Source organism: Photobacterium sp. GB-36 (genome assembly GCF_003026135.1).
GTDB lineage: Bacteria > Pseudomonadota > Gammaproteobacteria > Enterobacterales > Vibrionaceae > Photobacterium.
In genome coordinates this window covers 1-21783 of sequence record NZ_PYNY01000029.1, presented here as the reverse complement: position 1 = coordinate 21783, position 21783 = coordinate 1, and the positions used below count along the sequence as shown (strand labels likewise).

General features: G+C 37.9%; 21 protein-coding genes and 1 pseudogene. 14 read left to right on the top strand and 8 right to left on the bottom strand.

Translation table 11 applies throughout. The features are described from left to right. Positions 1-163 precede the first annotated feature (163 nt). Positions 164-1216: a 3-deoxy-7-phosphoheptulonate synthase AroG gene (gene aroG / locus C9J46_RS18735; RefSeq protein WP_107206874.1), complete on the top strand. Its 1053-nt coding sequence runs from the start codon at positions 164-166 to the stop codon at positions 1214-1216. Between the two features lie 95 nt (positions 1217-1311). On the opposite strand, the gene C9J46_RS18730 is transcribed toward aroG, so the two are convergent. Then, on the bottom strand, positions 1312-1500 hold the full coding sequence (locus C9J46_RS18730; protein WP_045082326.1) for a hypothetical protein: 189 nt from the start codon (positions 1498-1500) through the stop codon (positions 1312-1314). A gap of 278 nt (positions 1501-1778) precedes the next feature. Between C9J46_RS18730 and C9J46_RS18725 the strand changes: the two genes are divergently transcribed. From C9J46_RS18725 to C9J46_RS18705, 5 genes and pseudogenes are all read left to right on the top strand, one after another. Beyond that, positions 1779-2252, top strand: coding sequence for a hypothetical protein (locus C9J46_RS18725; protein ID WP_107206875.1), 474 nt, complete (start codon positions 1779-1781; stop codon positions 2250-2252). Between the two features lie 453 nt (positions 2253-2705). Beyond that, a pseudogene (locus tag C9J46_RS21965) lies at positions 2706-2984 on the top strand (transcriptional regulator); the annotation flags it as partial. 490 nt (positions 2985-3474) lie between these two features. Next, complete coding sequence (locus C9J46_RS18715; RefSeq protein WP_107291356.1) at positions 3475-4953, top strand: aerolysin family beta-barrel pore-forming toxin; 1479 nt, start codon at positions 3475-3477, stop codon at positions 4951-4953. 219 nt (positions 4954-5172) lie between these two features. After that, positions 5173-5766: a rhomboid family intramembrane serine protease gene (locus C9J46_RS18710; RefSeq protein WP_107206878.1), complete on the top strand. Its 594-nt coding sequence runs from the start codon at positions 5173-5175 to the stop codon at positions 5764-5766. 50 nt (positions 5767-5816) lie between these two features. Then, a complete protein-coding gene (locus C9J46_RS18705; RefSeq protein ID WP_107206879.1) occupies positions 5817-6164 on the top strand; it encodes a DUF1840 domain-containing protein in 348 nt (115 codons plus the stop codon). Positions 6165-6168: 4 nt separating this feature from the next. Here C9J46_RS18705 and C9J46_RS18700 read toward each other — a convergent pair whose 3' ends face one another. Next, the gene (locus tag C9J46_RS18700) at positions 6169-6786 is read right to left on the bottom strand and encodes a DJ-1/PfpI family protein (RefSeq protein WP_107287826.1); all 618 of its coding nucleotides are present in this window, start codon (positions 6784-6786) and stop codon (positions 6169-6171) included. A gap of 177 nt (positions 6787-6963) precedes the next feature. Between C9J46_RS18700 and C9J46_RS18695 the strand changes: the two genes are divergently transcribed. Both C9J46_RS18695 and C9J46_RS18690 read left to right on the top strand, forming a co-directional pair. Continuing rightward, the gene (locus C9J46_RS18695) at positions 6964-7170 is read left to right on the top strand and encodes a DUF2986 domain-containing protein (RefSeq protein ID WP_039871979.1); all 207 of its coding nucleotides are present in this window, start codon (positions 6964-6966) and stop codon (positions 7168-7170) included. 147 nt (positions 7171-7317) lie between these two features. Further along, positions 7318-8811: a DEAD/DEAH box helicase gene (locus C9J46_RS18690; RefSeq protein ID WP_107291355.1), complete on the top strand. Its 1494-nt coding sequence runs from the start codon at positions 7318-7320 to the stop codon at positions 8809-8811. 136 nt (positions 8812-8947) lie between these two features. On the opposite strand, the gene C9J46_RS18685 is transcribed toward C9J46_RS18690, so the two are convergent. Then, complete coding sequence (locus C9J46_RS18685; RefSeq protein ID WP_107291354.1) at positions 8948-10006, bottom strand: endonuclease/exonuclease/phosphatase family protein; 1059 nt, start codon at positions 10004-10006, stop codon at positions 8948-8950. A gap of 78 nt (positions 10007-10084) precedes the next feature. Next, positions 10085-10708 (bottom strand): PolC-type DNA polymerase III, encoded by a 624-nt coding sequence (locus C9J46_RS18680; protein WP_107247273.1) that lies wholly within the window; start codon positions 10706-10708, stop codon positions 10085-10087. A gap of 219 nt (positions 10709-10927) precedes the next feature. Here C9J46_RS18680 and mrdA point away from each other — a divergent pair, with 219 nt between their 5' ends. Then, positions 10928-12913: a penicillin-binding protein 2 gene (mrdA, locus tag C9J46_RS18675; RefSeq protein WP_107206884.1), complete on the top strand. Its 1986-nt coding sequence runs from the start codon at positions 10928-10930 to the stop codon at positions 12911-12913. Positions 12914-13012: 99 nt separating this feature from the next. On the opposite strand, the gene C9J46_RS18670 is transcribed toward mrdA, so the two are convergent. The 3 genes from C9J46_RS18670 to C9J46_RS18660 form a co-directional block, all read right to left on the bottom strand. Beyond that, positions 13013-14743, bottom strand: coding sequence for an ATP-binding protein (locus tag C9J46_RS18670; protein WP_107206885.1), 1731 nt, complete (start codon positions 14741-14743; stop codon positions 13013-13015). Next, entirely contained in the window at positions 14743-15279 is a 537-nt protein-coding gene (locus C9J46_RS18665) for a heme NO-binding domain-containing protein (RefSeq protein ID WP_107247274.1), read from the bottom strand. Before C9J46_RS18665 ends, C9J46_RS18670 begins: the two co-directional genes overlap by 1 nt. A 162-nt stretch (positions 15280-15441) precedes the next feature. Then, a complete protein-coding gene (locus C9J46_RS18660; RefSeq protein ID WP_107206887.1) occupies positions 15442-15963 on the bottom strand; it encodes a hypothetical protein in 522 nt (173 codons plus the stop codon). 265 nt (positions 15964-16228) lie between these two features. Here C9J46_RS18660 and C9J46_RS18655 point away from each other — a divergent pair, with 265 nt between their 5' ends. Next, on the top strand, positions 16229-16684 hold the full coding sequence (locus tag C9J46_RS18655) for an Ivy family c-type lysozyme inhibitor (protein WP_107291353.1): 456 nt from the start codon (positions 16229-16231) through the stop codon (positions 16682-16684). A gap of 458 nt (positions 16685-17142) precedes the next feature. Further along, positions 17143-17781: a glutathione S-transferase family protein gene (locus C9J46_RS18650; protein WP_107247275.1), complete on the top strand. Its 639-nt coding sequence runs from the start codon at positions 17143-17145 to the stop codon at positions 17779-17781. A 360-nt stretch (positions 17782-18141) separates the two neighbouring features. On the opposite strand, the gene C9J46_RS18645 is transcribed toward C9J46_RS18650, so the two are convergent. Then, positions 18142-18933 (bottom strand): nitroreductase family protein, encoded by a 792-nt coding sequence (locus C9J46_RS18645; RefSeq protein WP_107291352.1) that lies wholly within the window; start codon positions 18931-18933, stop codon positions 18142-18144. Positions 18934-19280: 347 nt separating this feature from the next. On the opposite strand from C9J46_RS18645, the gene C9J46_RS18640 reads away from it, so the two are divergent. The 3 genes from C9J46_RS18640 to C9J46_RS18630 all read left to right on the top strand — a co-directional run. Next, the gene (locus C9J46_RS18640; protein WP_107291370.1) at positions 19281-20231 is read left to right on the top strand and encodes a ParA family protein; all 951 of its coding nucleotides are present in this window, start codon (positions 19281-19283) and stop codon (positions 20229-20231) included. A gap of 2 nt (positions 20232-20233) precedes the next feature. Beyond that, positions 20234-20686 carry a hypothetical protein gene (locus tag C9J46_RS18635; RefSeq protein ID WP_107291351.1) on the top strand — a complete coding sequence of 151 codons (453 nt, stop codon included), beginning with the start codon at positions 20234-20236 and terminating at the stop codon, positions 20684-20686. A gap of 117 nt (positions 20687-20803) precedes the next feature. Continuing rightward, the coding region (locus tag C9J46_RS18630) for an SIR2 family protein (RefSeq protein WP_199190654.1) at positions 20804-21783 on the top strand (980 nt) is incomplete at its 3' end.

The window sequence follows — 21783 nt, the reverse complement described above, 5'->3', positions numbered from 1 at the left end:
TACGATTAATGAAGTGAAATGGTTAAAAAATGTCGACTTTACAGCCATAACCCATTGCACAAAAGGGGTTAAGGCGATAAGTTAAGAAATGACTATTTGGAGATAAGTACACTACATCGATTGACCGACATAGACGTAGTGTAGCGATACGGGAAGTATAAGCATGCATAAAACAGATGATGTCCGCATTAGCGAGATCAAAGAACTATTACCACCAGTTGCAATACTGGAAAAATTTTCAGCTTCAGAAACAGCTTCAGAAACAGTATATCAAGCTCGAAATGCCATTCATAATATCTTAAATGACGAAGATGACCGTCTTCTTGTGATTGTTGGACCTTGTTCTATACATGATACTGATGCAGCAATAGAGTACGGTAAAAAGCTAAAAACACTACGTGATGAGCTTAACGCTGATTTAGAAATTGTTATGCGCGTTTATTTTGAAAAGCCGCGTACAACTGTAGGTTGGAAAGGGTTGATTAATGACCCTTACATGGATAACAGCTTCCAATTAAATGATGGCTTACGCATTGGTCGTAAACTACTTCTTGATTTAGCTGAATTAGGCCTCCCAACAGCAGGCGAATTCCTTGACATGATCACACCTCAGTACATGGGAGATTTGATCAGTTGGGGAGCAATTGGTGCGCGTACAACAGAATCTCAGGTTCACCGTGAACTTGCGTCAGGTTTGTCATGCCCAGTAGGTTTTAAAAACGGCACAGATGGCAATATCAAAATTGCAACAGATGCGATAGGTTCGGCAAGTGCGCCTCACCACTTTTTATCTGTGACTAAATACGGTCACTCTGCGATTGTATCAACGGCAGGCAATGAAGATTGCCATATTATCCTTCGTGGTGGTAAAGAGCCAAATTATAGTGCTGAGCACGTTAAAGCAGTGACAGATCAACTTGAAGGTGCTGGTCACCGTTCTAAAGTGATGATCGATTTTAGTCATGCAAATAGCTTGAAAAAATTTGATCGTCAGCCGCTAGTATCACAAGATGTTGGTGAGCAAATTGCGAGTGGTAACAAATCTATCTTTGGTGTGATGATTGAAAGTCACCTTGTTGAAGGTCGTCAGGATATTGTTGATGGTGTTGAACCGACTTACGGTCAAAGTATTACAGATGCCTGTATTGGTTGGGAAGATACTGAAAAAGTACTTCGTCAATTAGCGTCAGATGTACAAAAGCGCCGCCAAGCGTAACAACTTGTATATTAATAAAAACCGATGTTTCTACACATCGGTTTTTTTATATCTTTTTTATACCCAATCTAGATTTATAAAAGCCAGAATTAAAATCATTTCTCATTGTAATGGCGATAACCATCATTAAATTCAATATCATAGCTTTCATCGTATTGGTGCTTTTCTATCAAGCTTTCACAATGAGGGAATTGACAATAAATAGGGTATGTACGATGTAATCCATTTTCGATGAAGGCTTCAAGAATGCCATGAGTATCTGCAATGAGTGTTTTATCTTCCATATATCGACTCCAAACAAATATATGTGATATCAATATGAGCACTGTATCATAATTGATACGACCTAGTTGTCTTATTGGCAATAAATATGACTGAAAGGGATGTTGTAATTATAGCGGCTTTTGTGATGTACAGATTTATTGACAATGTTTTCGCTATCTAAAAATGGAAAATATCTTTAAATTTAAACGTTTATAAATATATCTGCTATAACAATATAAAGTGATAGGGTAGTTATTGATTGAAACTATGTATACCAATAAGCGATAGGTCGGTGTGTATGAAGAGTTTGATATTAAGCGTTCTGTACGGTGTGTTTTTATTTGGTCCACTGATGATACAAGCTGAAATCGTTTCAAAACCATTAGAGTCAACAACAAGTTTTATTGAAACGGTTGATAGTTACGAATCATCACAAACACAGCAACAGGGAATTACGGTTTATCATCCAGTATTGGGCTATGCGAATTATGAAAATATCGTTTGTGATTCTAACGATAATCATCAACGACAATTTCAACACCTAGTAACAAGCTACTGTTTACAGCACAGCGGTAAACTTGTAGGCAATTGGTGTGTGGACACACAAAATAATATGCCGTTGTTTCATACAGAATTAAACCAGCATAGTATGGATTGTCGTTCAGGCGGAAACGCATCAATAATCCATGTTCTTGAGTTTTTACCTTCAGTAGAACACGATCAGCGAACACAACAGAATTGGTTACAGGTAGCGACTGCTTTTGGTTATTAATCTCTGAATGATGTGCTTTATAACGTTGAATGCATCTATGGTGTATTTTCAGATATTAGGAAAGCATTAAAAATTAGCTGTAGACTCTACAGCTAATTAAAGAGATGGCTCGATGAGAAATAAAGGGAAGAACACTATGTTTGTTGTTTTAGATTAAATAATAGATAGCTTCTATAAGCTCTATTTTATCTACAGGCTATATATTATGAAGTGGCATTAATTCTTGTTAACTGCCCATTACTGTTCATCTTTATTAACAATTATATCTAATTATAAATCTTCCCTTACAAATATATAAATGCTGAATTTCTAGTAATGCCTTTGCTTTCTTTAAATTAATGAGATAGATAAAGTTTAAGCTGGATCACACTCAGCTCTATTTATATATGCTAATTATCAATTATAAAATATACATCTATCTTCTCTTTATTGATTAAGTTACGGGGGAGTAACATGGTATTATATAACCCTATAAAAAATACGCTTTCTAATCGTAAAAAAATATTAAAAATAGGATATCGAGATTCACAGATTCTTTATCTCTTGCTTAAACACTCTCCAAATGTTGTCCCAAAGAAAGATATTATTCAATTTGCCTGGGGCAGTGAATGTATTGGAGAGACATCATTAGCGAAAAGTATCAGCAAAATTAGACTTTCACTGATAAAGTTAGGTATTAAGGAATCACCCATAGTGACAGTACCTAAAGTTGGATACCGTTTAATTGAAGGCGTGTTATTTGATGTAGTGCTTAATGCTGAAATATTGATAGAGAAAAGCGAAAAAAATAAGGATTTCTCAACTGACTATACACGGCAAAGCAATCATGGAAAGAGATATCGGCCTTTAGTTTGCTCTTTTCTTTTATTTGTCATTTTAATTTCCACACTACTTGTAACAATCAATAAAGGTCATAGCATTAATACAGATCTTGAAATGAATGCGTTGATAAATAAACCAAGGGTAAGTTTATTAAACGATTATCCTAATTACAAAATTTTGGAATTAAACGTTAAAAAATTATCTTAATCAAAATTCAGTTTATTACGATAAAGTTTTTTAAAAAAGACTGATTTATCAAATTACAAGTCACTTATAACATGTTGAAAATTATAGTCATAAAATTTCAAGTAATTTCATTGTTACTAAATTTATTAATATGGAAAACTGGCATAGCTCTACTTTGAGTGCATCATCAAATTAATATATATGAGGATTGTTCATGCGAAGTATCTACATAAGTATATTGTTAGCTACTGTCCTTCCAACCTTAACAAGTCGTGTATATGCACAGAAGGTGTACCCTGATCAAATTGTACTGGATCACTTAGGTTCAAATATTTGCCGAGCAGGCTACCATCCTCTTGACCATTATGAAGCTGGGGAGCATGTAAAATCTCTTCTTCCTTTTATGGATGACTGGCAAATCGTCTCGCTAAAAGGTCTATGGGTCGTTATGGGACCGGGTTACAAAGGTTTGATAAAACAACAACCCGCAGGAACTAGCCCTCCCAACACTTTTTGTTATCCTGATGAAAACCACACAGAAATTCCTAACTACACTGCACTTGAGCTACCAGAAGGTGATGAAATCGATGTTCAATATGCACTATTACATGACCAAGATAATTTTATTCGGCCTTTAAGCCAACTTGCTGATTATCTGGGTTATGCATGGGTTGGTGGCAATCATGCTCAATACGCTGGCGAAGATATGAACATTCAACATATCGGTGATGACTGGGTTATCCAAGGAAATGATATTGGAACGTGTACCGGTTATCGGTGTGATGAAAAGACTAAAATCACAGTAAATAATTTTGCCTATCGTTTAGATGATGACAGTTTCTGGCATGGCGATGTCACTGAGTCGGACAAAAAACTAGTAAAAACCATTACCGCGTTAGCGAGAAACGACAGTGATCAAGATCAGAAAATTTCCGTTAGCTTAAAGTTGGATGAATCAACAACGTGGTCAAAAACTGATAATTACGGGTTTTCTGCAAGAGTAACAACTGAAGATGCTTTCAATTGGCCACTCGTCGGAACGACAAGGCTAAATATTAGCATTGAGGCAAATAAAAACTTTTCACAATCTAAAGGCGAATCAACCAGTGAGCAAGTTTCGTTAGAAGCACAACCAACGGTGCCACCTCACTCAATTATACCGGTCCGTGTCGATTTATATCTCTCATCTATTGCTTACCCTTACCAGTTTAATGCAGATATAAGTTACGACGTCAATTTCAATGGATTTCTACGCTGGGGAGGTAATGCGTGGCATACACATCCAGAAAAAAGACCATATAGAAGTTATACGTTTACCGTGGGACGTGGCAGTGATAAGCCCGCGAATATTCCTTATCAATGGGAACATCGATATATTCCAAATGAAGTACAGTGGTGGGATTTGAGCTGGGCGATAAATGAAATCGGACTGGGTAATATTCAATCTGCCCTTGGTATGAGTTTGCGTCCTTTCCATTCTTTTGTCTCTGGTGATTTTTCTGCCGAGTCTCAATATGCTGGCACTATGGATATTGGTAAAGCGCAGCCTATAGACAAAAATTCTCTATCATTAAAAGATAATGTTACGACTCAACGTGCTGGTAATGTAGAGGTCGCATCGAATTTTGATGCTGATGAACTTAATTCATTAGGTTTTACTAATGCAGAATTGAGCGTACATGCAGTAAATTAACGTCATCGTATAAAGCGGTATTCACTGTTTGCCCGTAACTACGTGTTGCGGGCTTTATCGTTGTTAAAAATAATCTGTTTATTATCCATTTGATGCTTTAAGTGTCTGTATGGGGAGATGTATTGTTTTTAGACTATCAATCAGACATAAGATAGTTAGCTATAATAGTAGGGATAATGTTACGTTACATGAATGTTTTATAATCCGTGGTGTATTTTTATGTCTGACTTTAAAAAGAAGTGGCGAGATGTCTTTTTTGTCATTCTATTCTTTTGGGGGATTTCGTTTGTTGCTTTTATTATCAATCATAGTTTTAATGGCGTATTAAATAGCTACGGTTTATTACCTCGTCACGTTAGCCATCTTAGCAACATTGCGTTTTATCCTTTTATCCACGGCAGTTGGTCTCATTTAATTTTTAATCTTACTTCTTTCACACTATTGGCTCTTGGGGTGGGGATTAATGGTGTTGCTCGGTTAATTAATGTCATTTTGTTGTGCTGGTTATTTGGCAGTATCAGTGTCTGGTTGTTTGGACGTATCAGTTACCATGTCGGATTAAGTGGGATCATTTATGGCATTTGGGGCTACTTGCTTATCTATGGTTTAGTCTTAAGAAGTATCATGTCATTAATTATTACATTTTTAGTGCTGGTTTATTTTAGCTCGATGATTTGGGGTGTCTTCCCATTTAATTATTTGGTGAGCTTTGAAAGCCATTTATTTGGTGCTATCGCTGGTGGCTTTATTGGTTACTTTCTTGGCAAAAAAGACCGTGGAAAATTAAATTGCCATTACGATCAGAAACCCTAACAGAATATAATGGTCTAATAGCTATATGAATAAAAAAGGATAGGTGAGTTATGTTAATTACATTTCATAGTAAAGGAAGTAACGATATTACAATGTTTGGTGATATCGCACAGCAATTGATTCATATGATGGGGTTTTGCGAAACAGTCCCTGGTGCTATTCGAGAAGAAGATATCGCACAAGCGCTAACAAACCTAAAAGATGGTATTAATAAAGCTAAACAAGAGAATAAGCAGAGTGGCATTACTGCTGATCCCGCAATAGAGCCAAACCCGCTTGATGCCGATTTAGATGACGCTGAATTTGAGCCAGAAATTTCTTTATCAGTACGTGCTATGCCGTTGATTACCTTATTAGAATCAGCAGTAAATGAAAAAAGTTATGTTATGTGGGAATAGGAAACTATTTAACAATATGTAGCGGAGCAAAAGGATCATCGTCAGGATCGTTTTGCCACAAATATTCTGCTTCAACAGCGACTTTTCGTGCAACATTGTCACCAAATTGGTAGGCAATAACCGCTAATGCCATGTCTAAACCTGACGAACAGCCTGAGGCAGTAAAGATATTGCTGTCTCGCACCCATCGGGCTGACGATTGCCAATCTACATGATGTCCAAGCTTTTTAACCCAATGAAACTGCTTTTTATTTGTTGTTGCTTGGCAATAGTTGAGTAATCCCGCATTTGCTAATAATGCTGAGCCTGTGCAAACAGAGCAGATTAATTTTTGTTTAGGCGCAATGCGTTTCAACCAAAACAACACCGTGGGATTGTTAATTACCGATTTAATCCCACTGCCACCGGGAATGAGCAAAATATCAGAGCCGAACGAATCATTAAAACTGAGTTGCGGTGTAATCGATATATGTTGTTGGCTTAAGATTGTTTTTCCATCAACAGAGATTGTTTGAGCGTGATAAAGGTCCGGTAACAAGCCGAACATTTGTAACGGTCCAAAAGCATCAAGCAGTTGAAAATTATCAAACAAAAATAGCGTGACTGTTTGTGGCTTTTTCATTGTTATAAAACCTTTTATATGCCTTTTAACGATTAGCATAGCTAAGATTTTGAAACCATTTGTCCGATATTGAGATGGTTTTCGAGGCCTGTTGATGGATAAAGCTTGTTATTCAGCGCTGAACCATTACAATCAGCGCCTTGTTTAAAAATGATGAAAATATCAGCTGGCGCGATTATGAATAGAAAAAAGAAAATTAACGAAACGCTTAAAAAGAGAATGAAAAAGGCGAATGCTAAGTTACATAAAAGTAATAAGCCTCGCTACATCTCTAAAGCGGAACGTGCCAAGTTAGACGCTGAAGCAGCACAACAAGTGTCTGCCGAAGAAACCATTTCACCATCAGAAACTGAAACTATGAGTACAGAAACAACGGTTTCATAACTACGTATTTATCAGTAAATTTTCAACAGGGAAGGTAAGCATTACCTTCCCTGTTTTATTCTCATTGAACAGCACGTTTGTTCAATAGCTGGCTTAAATTAGCCACTACTATCGCCAAATTGGCGTTTTATATAAAAGAGAGATGCTATGAGTTTTGCCTCTTTAGGCCTATCTGCCCCAATTCTTGAAGCTGTTGCAAAGCAAGGCTACGAAAAACCATCACCGATCCAAGAGCAAGCGATCCCAGCTATCCTTTCGGGTAAAGATGTAATGGCGGCGGCCCAAACTGGTACAGGCAAAACAGCAGGCTTTACCTTACCTTTGCTAGAACGTTTAGCGAATGGTCGACCTGCTCGTTCAAATCACGTACGCGCACTTGTATTAACCCCAACACGTGAGCTAGCCGCTCAAGTAGGGGAGAGTGTTGCGACTTATGGTAAAAACTTACGTTTAAGCTCTGCCGTTGTTTTTGGTGGCGTTAAAGTAAACCCACAAATGCTGCGTATGCGTAAAGGTGCTGACGTATTGGTGGCAACACCAGGGCGTTTAATGGATCTTCATAGCCAGAATGCTGTGAAATTCCGTGATGTTGAAATTTTGGTTCTTGATGAAGCTGACCGTATGTTAGATATGGGCTTTATCCGTGATATCCGTAAAATTTTAGCGTTACTACCCAAAGAGCGTCAAAATTTACTATTTTCAGCAACCTTTTCTGATGAAATTCGCGAGCTTGCAAAAGGCTTAGTGAATAATCCAGTAGAGATTGATGTTAACCCACGTAACCAAACAGCACGTACTGTGAAGCAGTGGATTTGCCCTGTTGATCAAAAGAAAAAACCTAACTTATTAACTAAGCTACTTAATGAGCGTAATTGGAAACAAGTGCTTGTTTTCACTAAAACCAAGCACGGTGCTAATAAGCTTGCTACCCATTTAGAAAGTCGTGGAATTTCTGCAGCCGCAATCCATGGTAATAAGAGCCAAGGTGCGCGTACTAAGGCACTTGCTAACTTTAAGTCTGGTGATATTCGTGTACTCGTTGCGACAGATATTGCAGCCCGTGGCTTAGATATTGAACAACTACCACAAGTTGTTAACTTTGATTTACCGCACGTAGCAGAAGACTATGTACACCGTATTGGTCGTACTGGTCGTGCAGGTTGCGTTGGTGAAGCGATTTCATTAGTGTCGGCAGAAGAAGCAAAAGATCTTGCTGCAATTGAGCGTTTAACACAGCAAGTGTTTGAACGTGAAATTATTGAAGGTTTTAAACCGACTAACGCATTGCCACAATCTAAGCTAGATACACGCCCGATTAAACCGAAGAAGCCTAAAAAGCAGAAAACGTTTGTGGCGCGTGAAGGTGCAGCGACAGGTGAAAAGCGTAGCGCAAACAATAATAACGGTGGCGCAAAGCGTAAACCTGCCTCTCGTCGTCCACAGGGTCAGTCTACTGATGCTACAAACAACGAGAAGCGTTCAGAGCAAGGTGCAAGACCTGCACGTAAGCCACGTAACACAGATGCGAAACCACAATCAAATGGTGATAAGCCTCGTCGTCGTTTCAACGATGAAAAGCCGAAATCAGATGGTCGTCGTCGCTCTCCACAGCGTAGTCGTGCACCAAAAGCGACAGCGTAATAACGTTTAACACGTTAAATAAAAACGACTGATAAATACCTTTTACAAAAACGGTATATCAGTCGTTTTTTTATCTGCTTATTTTAGCAAACCGTGGTTATAAGCCGTTATCAGCGAACCGAAAGTTAGCTTTTTACTAGGAGCGCAGTGATAAGGTCACAATAGGGATAGCGTGATCAGTACTGTAGCCGTCAATATCAAAGCTTGAATTGACCAAATGCTTATCTTCAGTGTGATAATGGCTAACTTCAAATAATGAGCCTAAATAACTCGCATTGAACTCCTGTGATAACAGAATGTAGTCTAATACCGATCCTTTGCCATTAAAGTAATGGGTAGAAGGGCGAGTTGCTTCTTCATCTTGTGGATTGACTTGAGTATAAAGCTGCCAACCATCGTAAAGGCAATAGAAGTTAATTAAGCGCTCAGTGTCACTTTCTGACATCCCATAAACACGACTTGCCGTTAACTCTTCTAAACAACTACTCGAAATAACATCGTTATAATCGCCACACAGCACCATCGGATGACTGGTTTGCTCACGTCGCTTCACCATTGCAAGTTGCAGTAATGCCGCTTCAGTGCCCCGTAGCATGGATGAACCCCAATTCCCTAAACGTTGACCAAGAAAAGAAGAAAGCGCACTGCCTGATTTCGCAATTGTCTCAGGTAGTGGATCATCAAATAGAGAACGCTTGGATTTTAAATGAGTGACATAGCAGTCTGTTGCGCCAATATGAGGCATATCAACCGTCGCCCGCAGTGGCTTGCGACTAAATGAAAACTCAGTCCAGCCTAGTAATTGTGCCGCTTCTTTATCGGCTTCAACAGCGATAACTTCAGTGATGGGAAATTTAGAAGCAATGGCGACAACGGGGCTACGATAAATAAAATCGCCTTCTACCTTAGGTTCATCAACGACTGCAAAATAGGGATAGCCAATATCGCGCAATAATACTTGCAAATCCTCTGCGCTAAACACTTCTTGAAAACCAATAATATCCGGTTGTTGGGCATCTAAAATCGAAGTTAGCCAATGCTGTTTTTTATGCCATTGTTCATAGCTATAAATATTTTCAAAATCATAATAAGCATTAGGGGGAGCAAGATAATTCAACAAATTAAAACTTGCGATTTTGATCTCCGACTGAGCGATAGGCACTTGGGGGAAATGTTCAGCATCTGACTGTTGCAAAATCGAACTCTCAGTGAAGTTATTAAAAACTGTATAGCTGTTTTAGCATACTTGTTACGTTGAATATACGACTTATTGTTAAGCGTAACGGTGAAATAAGGTATCGATTTTGGCTTTTGGTGTTTTTGCTAGTTTTATCATTAATTCAAAAGAGACAGAGTGAAGATGATATTGTCGCTTAATATCTTCAAGCATGACTAACCATAAACGAGCTGTCATTTCAGAATCGGCTAACGCGCGGTGAAATACACCATTGTGCTCAATGTGTTTGTAATCCACTAACGTGCCTAATTTATGATTCGGTGCATCTTGATATAAACGTCGTGCAATCAGCATTGAACAGGCAAATGCACCTGTATAGTGCCGGCCAATATCCGCCAGCTCTGCGTCTAAAAAACGCTGATCAAAAGAGGCATTATGCGCCACAAGGTTGGCATCACCAATGAAATCAGCAAAGGCATCCATTACCTCATTACACGGTGGTGCAGTGCGTAACATGTTATTGCTGATCCCCGTGTAACCTTCAATAAAGCTACTGACACGAAAACCAGGATTCATGAGCTGTTGGAATTGATCAACAACTTCGCCATTAACTAATTTAACAGCACCAATTTCGATAGCGCGATCGCCTTGATTGGGAGATAAACCAGTCGTTTCGAAATCGAGAACAACCACGCTGTCAGCGGAGCGAGAAAGGGTCATGGTAAAACCTATAGAGAGAGAAGGTGGTCATTTTAATGGTCGTAGAGGGCTTGTAAACTCCTCAAACACATTATATCGCGATAACTGAGGTTAAATTATCGTCAAACAGGCAACCAGTTATTACATTCTAGCGAGAGATCACGCATTATACGGATTGGGTATAAGTACAATTCTTTGTTAACGACGGCACATATGGCCATTGAGATCTCATAAGCATCTATGAAGAAAGAAAGAAGTCAATTTCGTGATCACCAAGCTGAAGTGTCGCTATTTAAGCGTCGAGCGCTGGCAGGGTTTATTGGGATTATCATTTTATCGTTTGTGTTAATCGGTAATTTGTATCACTTAGAAGTGCAAGATTACAGCGAATATACTGCTCGTTCGAATGATAACCGCATTAAAATTATCCCAGTGGCACCGAATCGAGGCCGTATTTACGATCGAAATGGCGTTATTCTCGCAGAGAATATACCGGTCTATTCTTTAGAAATTATTCCAGAAAAAGTCGCACACCTCACTGAAACACTCGACAGTTTAAAAACCTTACTGGGTGTAACGGATGATGAAATAGACTCTTTTATGAAGGATAAGAAACACACCCGTCCGTTTATGCCGGTGACATTAATTGATCAGATGACGGAAAAGCAAGTTGCAGAGTTTTCCGTTAATGAATTTCATTACCCAGGTGTTGATGTTGATGCACATTTAGAGCGCTATTACCCTTATGGCTCAGCATTAACACATACGTTAGGCTATGTGGCTAAAATCAACGATCGTGATATTAAGTCATTAAAAGAACAGGGTATTTATAATAACTATAAGGCCACGCGTACGATCGGAAAGCTCGGTGTTGAACGCTACTATGAAGATTTACTTCATGGTCAATCTGGTTATGAAAAAGTCGAAGTGAATAACCGTGGTCGTATTATTCGTACCTTAGAATATGTTCCGCCTATTTCGGGTAAAGATATTAAGTTGACGATCGATCTTAATTTGCAGTTGTTCGCCAACAAGCTATTAACGGAAGAAGTCAAAGATCCCAAAACAGGTAAAATGGTGACGAAAACTCGTCGTGGTGCGATTGTGGTATTAAACCCACAGGACGACGGCGTACTAGCGATGGTATCAAGTCCTAGTTATGATCCTAACTTGTTTGTGCATGGTATTACGTCCAAAGAGTACAGCAAATTATTGAATAGTCCTGCGCACCCGTTGGTAAACCGAACCACATTAGGGGTATATCCTCCGGGTTCAACGGTTAAACCACAAATTGCGGTTGCGGCATTAGCGACAGGGGTTATCACACCTAACACAGTACGTAATAACCCGGGTTGGTGGCGAATTCCTAATTCCAAAAGTCGTAAATTCCGTGATGATGTTCGTTGGGGACACGGTAACGTTGATGTATATAAAGCGATTGAACAATCAGTAGATACTTTCTTCTACCAAGTGGCTTATGACATGGGCATTGACCGATTATCGACATGGATGAACAAATTTGGTTACGGCGAACTCACCGGTATTGATATTAAAGAAGAGACATCCGGTAATATGCCGACTCGCCAATGGAAGCTCGCACATACCAAACAACCTTGGTACCAAGGTGACACCATCCCTATTGGTATAGGTCAGGGTTACTGGACAGCAACACCGATGCAAATAGCCAAAGCAACCTCGGTAGTGGCAAATTCTGGTGTCGTTCATCGCCCTCACTTGCTATATGCGATTCTTGATGGCAAGAAAGAAGATATTGTGAAATTTAAAGACTTTCCAAAAGTCGAGCCTGTGCCATTAAAAGATTGGAAAATTGCACAAGAAGGCATGCACTTAGTGACGACGAAAGGGACGGCACGTAAAGAGTTTAAAAACTTAGCGTATGAAGCTGCTGGTAAAACTGGTACTAGTCAGGTTTATACCATGTCTGATACTCAAAACTACGATGCGAATGAAGTTGCGGAGCATTTACGTGACCATGCATTGTTTACTGGCTATGCACCGTTACATGATCCTAAAGTACTGGTATCCGTTATTTTAGAACACGGTGGATGGGGACGTAACGCCGCACCACTTGCTCGTAAAATCATGGATTACGTGTTAGTTAAACCGACCCTAGATCCTGCCGTGCAGAAGCAGGCGAAGAGTGATAAAACGAAGGCTGAAACGCCTGTAGATGTGTCGAAAACGGCTGAGATAAAGGCCAGCTAGTGACGATAAACGCACATTGATTAAAATACGAAAAGGTCACGTCAGTGGCCTTTTTTACTTTTTAGCGATGTGATTTTTTAAACCGTAATAGAGAGAGGATTATTCAATCACACTGCCCCAAATGGTTAAAATATCATGAAGCTCGGAAGCCAAATAAGGTTTACATAAAATGTCATTCATACCCGCTTGAATACAGGCTTCACGTTCAGCGCTCGTTGTACCGGCGGTTAAGGCAATAATGGGTTTGGAATAGTCTTGCTTTCGTAATTCTCTAGTTGCGGTGTAGCCATCCATAATCGGCATTCTGCAATCCATAAACACCACATCAAAGGATTCCGCATTTAATATATCTAATGCTTTTTGTCCGTTATCGACAATGGTTGGTTCAATTTGGATTTTGTTTAGCATCAGCTTAATGATCATTTGATTGGTCTTTAAATCTTCAACCACTAACACTTTTAAATGCTTAATTGGCGTTTTATGCGGTTGTCTCACTTTGGCATTAAAATGAGTATGATCACTTGTGGGTAAGGGTAAGGAAACATTAAAACATGCACCACGCCCGAGCGAGCTTTCAACGCGGATAGAGCCACCCATTTGTTCACATAGCTGTTTGCAGATCACTAAACCTAGCCCTGTGCCTTCATGGCTTCGTTTGCTGGTATTATCCACTTGGCTAAAAGGTTTGAATAACTTGTGTTGGTTTGAGTGATCAATACCACAACCGCTGTCTTTTACCGTAAATTGTAGCTGTTTGTTTTGCCACCAGAACTTAGCGTGCACAAAACCTGCAGGGGTGAATTTAATCGCATTAGAGATCAAATTAACAAATATTTGCTTAATCCTATCTTCATCACCAATGAAAAATCTTGGTAAGTCATGGGAGTAATAAATGTTAAAATCTAATCTTTTTTCGTGGGAACGATGGGTAAAAATATCTTCCAATTTTACTGCTAATAAATGGCAATCAAAGGGTTTTTCAATCAGCTCCAACATACCTGCATTTATTTTGCTGTAATCGAGTAAGTCATTAATGATCGCCCGTAGCAATTCACCTGAATGATTCAATGTGGTTAACAATTTCTGTTGGTCGTTATTAAGCGGTGTATCTTGCAGTAATTCCGCAGCACCAAGCAGCCCATTAAGTGGTGTCCGTAATTCATGGTTGATCATAGCGAGAAAATCACGGGTTGAACGCTCTGAATCTTCTGCCCGTTTTTTAGCATCAATAGCTTGATTAAACGTTATTTGCCTACCAATAGCGGATCGAAATAACTCACCAAACAGCGCCATATGTTTTTGAATCGCTGGCAATCGGTCATCGGTACATATGATTCTGACGGCTAATATACCTATTTGCCCTCTGTTATTAACAATATTTATCCAAAGAGTATGGCCGCCTTTATCCCATAATGAATGGGTCGATTCTAGCTCAGCTGGAGGTGTCCATTGCTGTAAACGGCCGCTGGAGTAGCTCCCTGATATATTAATATTATCGGCAGGGTAAATGGTGATATGACAACCTGATATGTAATTACCATCAACGAGGCTGTCTAACAATTGTTGAATACTTTCCCTCGTCGCACTGTGCTTTAAGAATAATCGGGCATAAAGAAGTAACAAGTTTTCCATTTTGTTCTGATAAGTTAAAAGCTCAGAATCAAACTTCGCCTGCATTTGTAATTTTTCGTACGAATCATTAAGCATTTGATTTGCATTATAAAGCTCATGACTTTTCGCTTCTAATAACTTTTCAGCGGCTAATCTTGATGCATGTTCGCGTTGGAGTTTTTGTTTTAATAAAGCAATATGTTTTTCAGGATCGATCATTAATTATCACTCAATGACAAATGAAAGCGGACACTGTTTTTGCTTGTTGTTGGTACCAGTTCGATAGCAAGATGTTGCTTAAAATAATCGGCACATCCTTCTAATAACCCCAAACAGACATAACCCATGCATCGCGCTGAATAATAATCCATTGTCAGGGTGGTTTCTGTTTCATTAGAGAATTCAAAGCGAGGGGGAGTTGTATCCGGGTAAAGCTTTTTGACTTCTTGATGTATGTATGACTCCACACTGCGAATAAAATCGAAGGTGTTGGAATCGGTAAAGTCATGATTTGGTAATAAAGTGAGTAAGCGAGGGAAAACAGCGCGACCGAAGGTTTGTTGAAGGCTTTCAGCGGAAACGCCGGTAACCTTATGTAAACAAATAATCAGCTTGACTAACCGTTGGTGCTCATAGCTACCGACAGAGGTATAAACACCTGGGTCGTCAGCCATATCTAGCATTGACTGGCACACTTCTAGATCGAAAGTACGTTCAACAATATCGAGAAATTCAGTAAAAATGATCCCTTTCATACTCTTCTCCGATGTATTCTAGATACAGACTTTAAACACGTAATAAAGGAATTAAAGTCTGTAATTTAGTATGGCAGAGATTGAAGGTTCGTCAAAAACAACAGGTTAGTTGTTGAAGAAAGGGCTAAATTACGAAGCTGATTATTAGCTTCGTAATCATTTTTATTTTTGGATAATGACAGCTTGCGAGAATTGCTGCGCAGAATGGATAAGGTAATCTTCCATATCTGTAATTAATTGCTGCTGGTTCGGTAATGGCAATGCATACACGTCAGACACCAGGCTATATTGCTCACCATCTTCTGCATGAGTATAAATCATGCCACAAGCGGCCGGTTTACCTTTGAAAAAGCCAACATAAAGCGTCGCTTCTGCATTAGGCTCAAACATAATTTGAGTTAAATACTCAATAACCGCTTCTTTTTCTTGTTCATTTTCCCATTGAGAGGCACGAACTAAAGAATAGCGAATAGTAAGAGGGTGGCAATCAACCGGGTAGAAAGATAAAGAGGGTTCGGGTGTCGGTAACGAAGTATCGATGCAATGCGTAGTTAAATCAGTTTGAGATAGTTGATACAGTTCTAATCCCTTTACACTTAGCGGTGTTGGAAACTCAGCATCAGTAATATGGCTTGCCATCCAAGCGTTTTTTAAAGTAATTAGTTGTTCTGTAATAACCTGCATATCGTCGCTTCTTTTATTTAATTGCTGATACCTTAACTTAATTACGGTAAAGAAGGTATGTTAATTCAAGTAATTGAGTGAAAAACACACACATATGTAAGTGTAACGTCAGTATTTTGCTTGTTTAATAATGTTTGCCAAAATTTAGATACTTTTTGCTCTTATATTGGATAGGGTGTGAGCCTAATAAGCGTTATCTTGTAAAAGTATTAGTGCCGCAGGCGTAAAATGATTTGAGCGGTACTCAAATTTAGGACTGAATAAAATGAAAAAGCTATTACTAGCCACCTCCATTGTTTTGTTACTTGCAGGTTGTAATGACCAAGCACCTAAAGAGCAATCGCCAAACGATCAAACGCAAACTGTCGCCACAACTGAAACCGTTGTAGAGCAAACCCAATCTGTCGCGCCAGAAACGCAAAAAATCCCTAAATGGGTATCAGAAAATAAAGTGACAGCGCCGCTAGATAATATTGTAGATGGCAATGAAACTTACAAAGCCGTTTCTTATTGTAAGCCGCATGATTGTGCCGGTAACTTTATGATCACCCTAACGGGTAAAGACAACAAAGCATATTCCATGATAGTACATGTTAAAGATACCAGTGGTGCTATTACCAAGCCAAGTGAATACGCGAGTTATCAATTTATTGGTAATCCTGATGACAACATGAAAGGGCTACTACAACAAGCGTTGCTACAAAATCCGAACTGGAAATAAATACATTGAGCTAACGTTTGAAGTAAGAATGATAAAACGTGCCGTGCCGTGCCGTGCCGTGCCGTGCCGTGCCAGTGACAGCACGTTTTTTATGCCTGAATTTTTCAGCACGATGCGTCATCAATGAAGAGAAGAGTAAGCGCAACATCGCTTTTGTTGGCAACATTCTAAACTCAAATATCGAACCTTATACTCACTCAACAGGCCATGGGTATGATCTTCGTGTGAATGAATGTGTAAACAAGACATTATCCAATCTGTTTTTCATCGATAAATGCCCTTAATGAGATGCAATCAAGTTGCTATGTTTATGACAGCTACACAGAAATGCGATTTATCTCACGGGTTACAACGGGTTATAAATCGATCGTTTCATTAAATTCATGCTTTATTTAGTAAGATAGATGTGTGATTTTTAAAACGAATGATTGATCTGTTTTACAGGCAAGGAGCCAAGATTGTTCAAGCTTTACTATTACCCCAATAACGCGAGTTTAGCGCCGCATTTTTTACTTCATCATGTAAAAGCGGATTACCAACTATTGCTGGTGGATAAAAAGTCCAACGTTCAGAAGTCAGCCGACTACCTGAAACTCAATCCAGCAGGACGCATACCAACATTGGTGATAGGGGAGCAAGCGATCTTTGAAAGCTCTGCTATATGTATTCATCTTTGCGAACTCCATCCACAGTCTGGGTTAATGCCAGCAATTGGCAGCCCTTTACGCCCGATGTTTTATCAATGGTTAGCGTTTCTAAATAACACCTTACAAGCTGAATTAATGGTACGGTATTACCCACACCGCCATACCAATGATGCCGCGACGATCCCGAATGTTGTGGCCGCGCAAGATGACAGAATTGCCGATGCACTCTCTATTATTAATAACCAACTTAAACACAATACATATTTGCTTGGTGACAGCCTAACCGCCTGTGACTACTTCTTGTTTATGTTGGCAGAGTGGTCGTTACCAATAAAACAATCACCACTGACATTTCCATATCTTGCAAAGTACTTAACGAACCTTTGTGATAACCCAACCATTAAAGCCGTGTGTGAAATAGAAGGTATCGATCTCACGCCGTTTAAATAACAAACGCCTGTTGTGACTTTGTTTTCTGTACCTAGGCTGACTTGCAGATTGAATTAGCGCGTAACTGTAACAAGATGTTTATGCGCTATATTCAAGTGCTTTTTAAATGAAGTAGTTTTAGATAAAACACCATTCAATTACAAAAAGCGCGCATTAACTATGAAACTATTACTACTAATACCTTTTTTATTTCTGTCGGCTTGTAGCTTAACCCCACATAAGGGATCACCAATATGTATACCCATGCCGGTAGGTGGTATTTATTGTGGTAAGTAACAAATTACCTTGTGATGAGAGAGCAAAAGGTGGGGAGAACTGGCGGAAGACTGATTCGTTCCGCCATATTGCTAGGTAAGGGGATCAGTGCTTAATAATCACTTCGCTGTTGTCTACCCGATGGCGGTCGCCATAAATGCCGTCTTCAGTACGAGTGCCACAACCAATAATCATAGTGATTTCAGCTTTAGGGTTTAAACCAAGCAGTTGTTTAACGCGCTTAGAATCAAAACCTTCCATTGGGCAGGTATCGTAACCTTCCGCGCGCATTGCCGTCATAAAGGTCATTGCCGCAAGGGATGTGCTTTTATGTAAACACACACGTAAATCCGCTTTGCTCACTTCACGTACCATCGGCTTCTTACGCCCTAAATATGCCACAATTACCTTACGAATAGCGCCCATAATGCCAAAGCGATCGTTACGATATAAAAACGGGATCAGCTTTTCATAGTATTTAACAGCGCGTTTAGATGTTGCATCTTCACGACCATTAAAAGCATCACGAATTTGTGCCGCATTCATTTTCGCACGTTGTTTCCACTTATAAGGCGTAGTAGTGATAACAATTAACTCGCGTGCCGTTTTTGCCGCATTTTGCCCCATACACAGCTTTGCCAGCTGCTCGCGTTTATCATCACTGACAACACGATGAAATTGCCACAATTGCATGTTTGAACTGTTAGGAGACAAGGTTGCGAGGTTAAGTGCACGGGTTACTGCTTCATGATCAAAAGCACTGTCTGCATCATATTTACGTACCGAACGACGGCTATGCACTAACTCGGCATATTGCTCGGCTTTGGACGATGTTGTTAATGGTGAAGACGCTGGTGAACTAGACGCAGTGCGTTCTTTTTCAGGTGTATCGATCATGCTGTAAACAACCTATGTAAGATGAAAATCGCTGGGCGTATTTCTACCTGTTATTGGGTTGTGAAGCAAGTAGATACAGTTATCGAAAATTGTATATATAGTAATGTATTTTTTTTGAGTTTATTTTCAGTGCTGATAACAAACCCAATAGCTTAATTACTCAAAATTAAAGATCATGAGGTGTGTATGATTTTTTTTACAAAAAAAGTGATATTTCTTTTCTTTGTGTCTAGTTTATTATGTAATGTTATATGCTCACAATAATATTACAGCTCGATGTTATTGTTTATTTAATCCTTTTAGGAATCTTATTTGGATTTTGTCTATTTATTGGAGATAAGAATAGAATGGCTGCAGAAATAATAAGTATGATTAACTGGAAAGGTGGTGTTGGTAAGTCTACGTTAAGTCTACATCTTGGGGTTGGCTTAATGCTTAAGCAAAAGCAAAGGCCGAAAGTTTTACTCATAGATCTAGATCCCCAATGTAATTTGTCATATTTAGCTTTAGGTGTTAATAATTACGTTGATAAAGTATACAAGAAGGGGCATTTAACGTTAAAAAATATATTTGAAAGTTATTTTGAAGGTAAAGAAATATCAACATCTGATGTGATTATCTCCCAACCGATAACTTCAAGACCAAATAAGGTGTGGTTGAATGTTGATATTCTCCCTTCACATTCAGACTTAGTTTTGGTTGATATGCGGTTAGCAAGGGAAAGAAAGAGTGGTACTACACATCAAGAGGAAACTAAATTTGAGTTAGATAAAGTTTCTATTATATATAATGCAATTAAACAAGTAGAGAATGATTATGACTACATTATATTAGACTGCCCGCCAAATATCAATTTAGTGACTCAGAATTCATTTTTTGCAAGTAATCATTATCTAATTCCCGCTATTCCAGATTTTTTATCTACTGTAGGTATATCAATGATAAAATCAGAAATGGAAAAATTAAATGATAATTTTAAGCGGATGATTTCTTATTCAGGAGCAAAAATAGACTACTCTGATGCTGAAATATTAGGGATAATTTTTAACATGGTTGATGAGTACCGCGGTAGCCCAAAATCTACTCATGAAGATACAATTAATAGTGTTAACTCACAACATAAAAATTTAGTATTTGAAAATTATATAACCGATGGTGATGGTATCTCTGTAGCTGCGAATAATAATATGACTGTTTACAGCTATGAATCTCTACCTAAGTCAAAGCAAAATGCAGAGAAACAAGCTGATTATCTTTATGATATTGTTGACGAATTACTTGCTAAAATACGAGGCTGATTATGAAGTCTAAAGAATTAATGCAAATTTTTGAATTAAGCGCAAAAATAATGTCTTTTTATAAAGACAAAGATGTTATTTATGCATTAAATGACATAATTACTATGTGTGAGAGTAATTATGAAAATGTATCTTCACAACATACTGAAGCTAAAAGTGTAAAAAAATATAATGAAGATATAATTTCAGAAATAAAAAAAACAAAATCTATAAAAAAAGAACTTACACTTCATCTTCTTAATGAAGATAATATAAAAACTATGACAATTGAAGATATTTCTATACATTTAAGTAATAGAGAGTTTTTCCCAAGTATTGAGTCATTAAATCAATTTGCGATAACCCTTGGAATGGGTAAGCAATCAAGAGTCAGTAGAGATAATCTAATTTATTCAATAATAAAGTTTATCGAGCGTTCAAGAATTGATAGTGATATTAATTCAAGAAATAATTAAAAGTGTGTTTACAATGTGCATGATATATTACATTGATTATCACTATTAATGATAGAATATTGGTTGTTGGTTTTTTAATACCAAAGTTAATTTTCAATATAATTAAAGAAAAATAAAATGGAAATTTTTAAAAAAAGTAAAATAAAAAGTGAATCTGAATTAATATTTTTTATAAAAAACAAAATTAGTGATAGAATTCCTAATTATAGTTTACTCCTTGGTGCTGGTTGCTCAGTAACTTCAGATATTGGTACAGGAGTGGACTTAGTAGAAAACTGGAAAAAAGAATACTTTAAACTTACATTTGAAGATCAAGAATATAGAGAACAAAAATTAAAAGATCACCTTAAGAGTCAAACTAGTTGGTATAAATCTGATAATGAGTATTCATCTTTTTTTGAGAAAATATATCATTTACCTGTCCAGAGAAGGAAGTTTATACAGTCACAGGTAGATGGTAAGGTTCCTTCTATTGGATATGCTTATCTGGTTTCTTTATGTGATAAAAATAATAAGTATTTTGATACAATTTATACAACAAATTTTGATGACTTAATAAATGACTCTTTTTACCAATTTGGTCAGGATAGACCAATATTATGTGCACATGATTCATCGGTGAAAAGTCTATCTACTCATACGGAACGACCTAAAATTATAAAATTGCACGGTGATTACCTTTATGATGGAATTAAGTCTACTAACAATGAGACTGAGTCACTAACAAAAAACACTGAAGCGAAATTTAGAGAGTTTTCTAAAGACTTCGGTCTAATTGTTTTAGGTTATGCTGGAAATGACAATTCAGTTATGGAATGTATACAAAGTTTGCTTAATGATAGCGAAACTGATTTTTTTGAAAATGGTATATATTGGTGTGTTAGGAAAGGAGATCAAATAAGTGAAAAGCTTTCTAAATTAATACAAGCTAACGATAAAGTATTCTTAGTTGAAATAGATGGTTTTGACGAGTTTATGGCAAAAGTAAACTCGAATGTAAAAAATGATATTTCTATATTAAATGAATTTAATGAAACAAAAAAAGAAAAAATAATTAATAATTTCGTTCATGATAAGTATAAACTAAGAAATAACCC